Origin of the sequence: Streptosporangium amethystogenes (assembly GCF_000721075.1) — a bacterium.
Taxonomy (GTDB): Bacteria; Actinomycetota; Actinomycetes; order Streptosporangiales; family Streptosporangiaceae; genus Streptosporangium; species Streptosporangium amethystogenes.
Genome location: NZ_JOEQ01000087.1, coordinates 1 through 4770 on the forward strand (window position 1 = coordinate 1; position 4770 = coordinate 4770).

Below are 4770 nucleotides of genomic sequence, written 5' to 3' on the forward strand. Positions count from 1 at the left end.
TCATCAACTCTCGAAGAAGCCGGAGCGCCAGCTGATAAGCCCAGGTCCTGGGGCTATGCAGGCCACAACGAGCCCAACGAACTCAAGGGTTATTTCTTATTCCTGGGAGACAACTGCCGTTAGATGTCGATTATCCAGTTTCCCGGTAGGGGCGATTGCATTCCGGGGGCTCTGCCTTCCGATCCTCAGTGCTATACCTCTCGCAGAGGGTAACGGAAAACCGTATGAACTGGATTTGTGACTCTCTGTCAGAAGAGGTTGACTTTTCTTGGCCTCGAAAAACTATGCTCCGGAAAGAAAAGCTTGCTTCGCTAAAAAATTGCGTAGCTTGATGATCGTCTCGCCCCGGGCGTCGCAACACAGACGCATCGGCGAACGAAAGCACTTCATTGTGAAGTGCGCGCGTCAGCCCGGAAAGAGCCGGAAGCAGATTCCAGGCGCGACGCGAACACCTTACCCAGGCGGAACGTCAGCTCCGCCTACCGAAAGGATAGCAACATGCGTTTGCTGAAGCTCGTCTCAGCGGGCCTTCTCGCTGGAGCGGTCCTGGGCGGCACGCCCGCCGCCGCCTATGCAGACCCTGTACCTGCATGGACGCCCGCTCCGATCAGCGACGACCCTGCGGTCCAGGACAACCCGACGGATGCCACCGCCACCAACAAGGCCCTCCGAGAGTCGGGGCAACTCGCAGAAAACTCGCTGGCCGCCCTCGCGCCTGACTGGGCGCTTTCGTGCCCTATCGGCAGCTGGTGTGTCTGGACCAACATCAATGGGACGGGATACCGAGCCGCGCCCTCGGGCAACGTCCCCAGCTTCTCCTCGACGTTCGCCAATAACGACTGGTCAGCTTACAACAACGGTACCAGCGGTGCTTCTGTCGCGGTCTATGACCTTACTGGACGAGTGGGGCATCTCTACACCCAGCCGCAGTATTATGCGTGGGGTTACCTGAACCCCGGCGGCCAGGGTAATTCGTCGTACTGGCTCTAGTAGCCTCTAACACCACCGAATAGCGAAACCAAAATCTAGTTTTCGGTGTGGGGCGGGCGGTGCCCGCCCCACACCGAAAACTTTTACATTAAGATCCTCTCGCGGGCCGGTACGGGGCGAGAAATCAAACGAAAACGACCAGTAAAGAGACTCACCATGTTCGCATCGGGCCGCAATCGGCTTCGGGTATGTGCCGCTGCCGTCGGCGTGGCAGGCGGCCTGTCGCTGACAGCCTGCTCCCAGGAGGGCGCACCGCCAGAGGCCGCGCATTCATCATCGGCTTCTTCGGCCACTCAGGCGACAGACCCGCAAGCGACGTTCATGGCCGCCTATGGCAGCCACGCCGACCAGGTAACCCTTAGTAAAGCGATGCAGGCGAAGATCGCACGCTGCATGGCGCTGCACGGCTTCGCCTATCGCACTTCGAAGCCCAGTACAGCTGAGGAGGCCACAGGAACCGGAGGAGCAGTCTGGGGCGACCAGTTCCGGCTGGACCTCACCAACGACGACATCACCAAGAGCCGGCGCGAGGGGTATGGACTTTACCGCCGGACCGATGGGCAGGCCGATGGGCGGGCCGAACCGAAAGACCCGAACGCCACCTACGTGAACTCCCTGTCCCCCAGTCGTCGGAAAGCCTGGGACAAGGCCATGCTCGGTGACGGCGGCCGCGCCGAGGCGACGATTCCCGGCATAACGAGGGTGGCCATCCCCGCCGAAGGCTGTATCGGCGACGCGCACATGGAACTGTACGGCGATCTCCAGACGTACGTCCACGTCAGCGGAGTGATGAACGGGTTGGGCATCCCCCTGAAGGGCCGGTGGGGCAAGGATCCCCAAGTGCTCGCAGCCGCCGAGTCCTGGCGCCAATGCATGCACTCCAAAGGTTTCGCGTTCAAGGCGTGGAGCGACGCATGGGAAGCGTCCGCCGAACTCTACGAGGACAAGAACGTGTCGCGTCAGCAGGCGCATCCCGAGGAGATCCGCATCGCGACGGCGGACGCCGAATGCAGTGTGCAAACCGGTAAGTCCCGGGTGGAACGCGCCCGTTTCGCTGCCTACCAGCAGGAGGTGCTCAAAGAGTGGGCGCCACAGATCGGTCAGTACACGCAGATCCGGGAAGCCGCGCTGGTCAAAGCCCGAGCGGAGCTCTCCGGCTGAGAGTGTCATCGTTTTCGGGCCGGTCGTGAATCTGCGGGGCCGGTGATCCTGTTCCCGGTCAGCGTTCCACTAGCTATACATAACGAGAATTATGTACGGCATTCGCCCATCGCGGGCCTGTGACCTGGGATTTTGTTAGGTTCTGGGAAGTTGGCTTCCCGTTACCTCCGAGAATGCCGGTTCTCAGAAGTGGTCGGCTCCGCCCTCGGCCCGCAGTGTGGCTGACGCTTGCCGCCGGTCAAGTCCGCTCCCCCGCTGACGCTCGGTCGACGGACTGGACCCTCGGCCGCGCACCGGCCGAGGGCCTTCGGGGGGGCGAGTTGGGGACCGAGAGGGAGAACCTGGCGCGGTCGAGGTCCGGTTTCAACGCCAGCAAGATGAGCGATCCGACTTCGGATCTCGGCGGGGGGTTTGCTTCACGATGAGGAAACGGATGAGGATGACAGCAACGCCCATCGCGGCGGCTGCACAGACGATCACCCGAACCGAGGTCGCCGTCGGACGCCCGATCAGGAAGATTTCGGGTGGCATAAAGGTCATCTCGACGATCGCGCCGACCGGCACGGTCAATCTGGCAAGCAGGCCGATCACTCCATGGTCTTTGATGGTCGCGCCAACAGCGCCCAGAGGTGGCCCGAAGAGCAGGCTCGCGAGCAGCCAGGGGAGCATCCACCTCACCTGCCAGGCCAACGGCAGACCTCTCAGGGGGGACTCCGTGCAGTAATACACCGCCGTAGCCGCGGTCAATGCCAGAACACCGGCGGCTACCCCCCGGATGCGTGTACCTGCCAGCCATCCCGCCGTTACCGCCAGTGCGGCCCAGGACCAGCCGACATCCAGCAGCAGCCCCGCTACTTCGGCGATCTTCATGACCCGCACCCCGCCCAGGGATGCGTCTTTGACGAGGGAGGTGAGCGCGCCGAATCCCGCACCAAGCGCGAGAGCGCCGGCCACACTGCGGATGATCTTCACTACGCGAGGATACGCAGCGAAGAAGGGTCCCGGTAGCAATGAAGAAATTTCCAACGAAGTTGCCGCTGACCTGTGGTGATGTGTCTCGCCCCCTGGCCCGAAGCGTGGCCGCTGCTTGCCGCCGGTCAAGTCCGTCCCGTCCTCGCTGCGCTCGTCCGCTCTGGACTGGACAGTCGGCCGCGCACCGGCCGAAGGGCCCTCAGGGGACGAGCCGGGAGGGTGAGGAAGGTCCGCGGGAAGGCCGGGTGGCCGGGCCGTTCGAACCCACCGGCTTTCGCGGAGCAAGTTAGTAGATAAACCCGGTTTACCGATCCGGGGGCGGATCGGCTCCGCCGGGTGCGGGGCATCGACCGGGCCGCACGCCGGGCGCCGGAGCGGGTATCGGCGAGGAGGGCCAAGAGGACGAGGAGCCCTGGCCTCCGGGGGGATCGGACCGGATGTTGGCGGTAGGGCTGCAGTGGTGACGATCTACTGGGTCAGCGGGTCGGCCACAACCTCACGCTGTGGTCGAGGCTGCTGGTGGCGAGGGTTGTGCCGTCCGGGCTGAAGGCCACCGAGATGACAGAGCCGGTGTGGCCGGTGAGGGTGGTAATGGTTTGGCGGCGGGCCACGTCCCACAACTTCACGTTGTGGTCGCCGCCGGTGGCGAGGGTTTCGCCGTCCGGGCTGAACGCCACCGGGGAGACCCCGTCGGTGTGGACGGTGAGGGTGGCGATGGTTTCGCGGCCGGCCACGTCCCACAACTTCACGCTCTGGTCGAAGCTGCCGGTGGCGAGGAGTTTGCCGTCCGGGCTGAACGCCACCGAGAAGACCCTGCCGGTGTGGCCGGTGAGGGTGGCAACAATGTTGCGGCCGGCCACGTCCCACAACCTCACGCTCTTGTCGGCGCTGCTGGTGGCGAGGGTTGTGCCGTCCGGGCTGAACGCCACCGAGAAGATCCCGAGGGTGTGGCCGGTGAGGGTGGCAACGGTGTTGCGGCCGGCCACGTCCCACAACCTCACGCTCTTGTCGGCGCTGCTGGTGGCGAGGGTTGTGCCGTCCGGGCTGAAGGCCACCGAGGAGACAGCGCTGGTGTGGCCGGTGAGGGTGGCAATGGTTTTGCGGCGGGCCACGTCCCACAACCGCACCGTGTTGTCGTTGCTGCCGGTGGCGAGGGTTTCCCCGTCCGGGCTGAACGCCACCGAGGAGATCCCGTCGGTGTGGCCGGTGAGGGTGGCGACGATTTCGCGGCCGGCCACGTCCCACAACCGAACCGTGTCGTCGTAGCTGCCGGTGGCGAGGGTTTCCCCGTCCGGGCTGAACGCCACCGAGGTGACATAGCCGGTGTGGCCGGTGAGGGTGGCGCTCGGTGCGAGGTTGGCGGCGCTCGGTGTGGGTTTGGTGGCGTTTGGTGTGGCGTCGGGGGTGCAGGCGACCATGGTCGGTACGCCGATGGCGGCCAGGGTGCCGAGTCCGCCCAGGAGCAGCGTGCGGCGAGATAGCGAGCGGCGCTGCCGCGGCGGGGTCGTAGTCACCCCTGTAGGTGTAGAAGATCAGGCTTGAGATTGTCTTGAGTGCCTCTGCGTCACCTTCCGCCCGCCCGGGCCGAGAAGCTCGCCGGAGGCGAACAGCTCCGGAGCGCGGCCGCGCCGGGCGGGCCTTCGGGAG

At 64.8% G+C, this 4770-nt stretch carries 4 protein-coding genes; 2 read left to right on the forward strand and 2 right to left on the reverse strand.

The window, feature by feature from the left end:
• The first annotated feature begins 498 nt into the window (after positions 1-498).
• Both IG98_RS49905 and IG98_RS0143425 read left to right on the forward strand, forming a co-directional pair.
• The gene (locus tag IG98_RS49905) at positions 499-990 is read left to right on the forward strand and encodes a peptidase inhibitor family I36 protein (protein WP_084196092.1); all 492 of its coding nucleotides are present in this window, start codon (positions 499-501) and stop codon (positions 988-990) included.
• A gap of 156 nt (positions 991-1146) precedes the next feature.
• A complete protein-coding gene (locus IG98_RS0143425) occupies positions 1147-2151 on the forward strand; it encodes a hypothetical protein (protein WP_157594888.1) in 1005 nt (334 codons plus the stop codon).
• A 363-nt stretch (positions 2152-2514) separates the two neighbouring features.
• On the opposite strand, the gene IG98_RS47955 is transcribed toward IG98_RS0143425, so the two are convergent.
• Together IG98_RS47955 and IG98_RS0143435 are read right to left on the reverse strand one after the other, a co-directional pair.
• Positions 2515-3123, reverse strand: a complete 609-nt coding sequence (locus tag IG98_RS47955; protein WP_157594889.1) for a hypothetical protein — start codon at positions 3121-3123, stop codon at positions 2515-2517.
• 476 nt (positions 3124-3599) lie between these two features.
• Entirely contained in the window at positions 3600-4637 is a 1038-nt protein-coding gene (locus IG98_RS0143435) for a WD40 repeat domain-containing protein (protein ID WP_051753726.1), read from the reverse strand.
• Between the last annotated feature and the right edge of the window lie 133 nt (positions 4638-4770).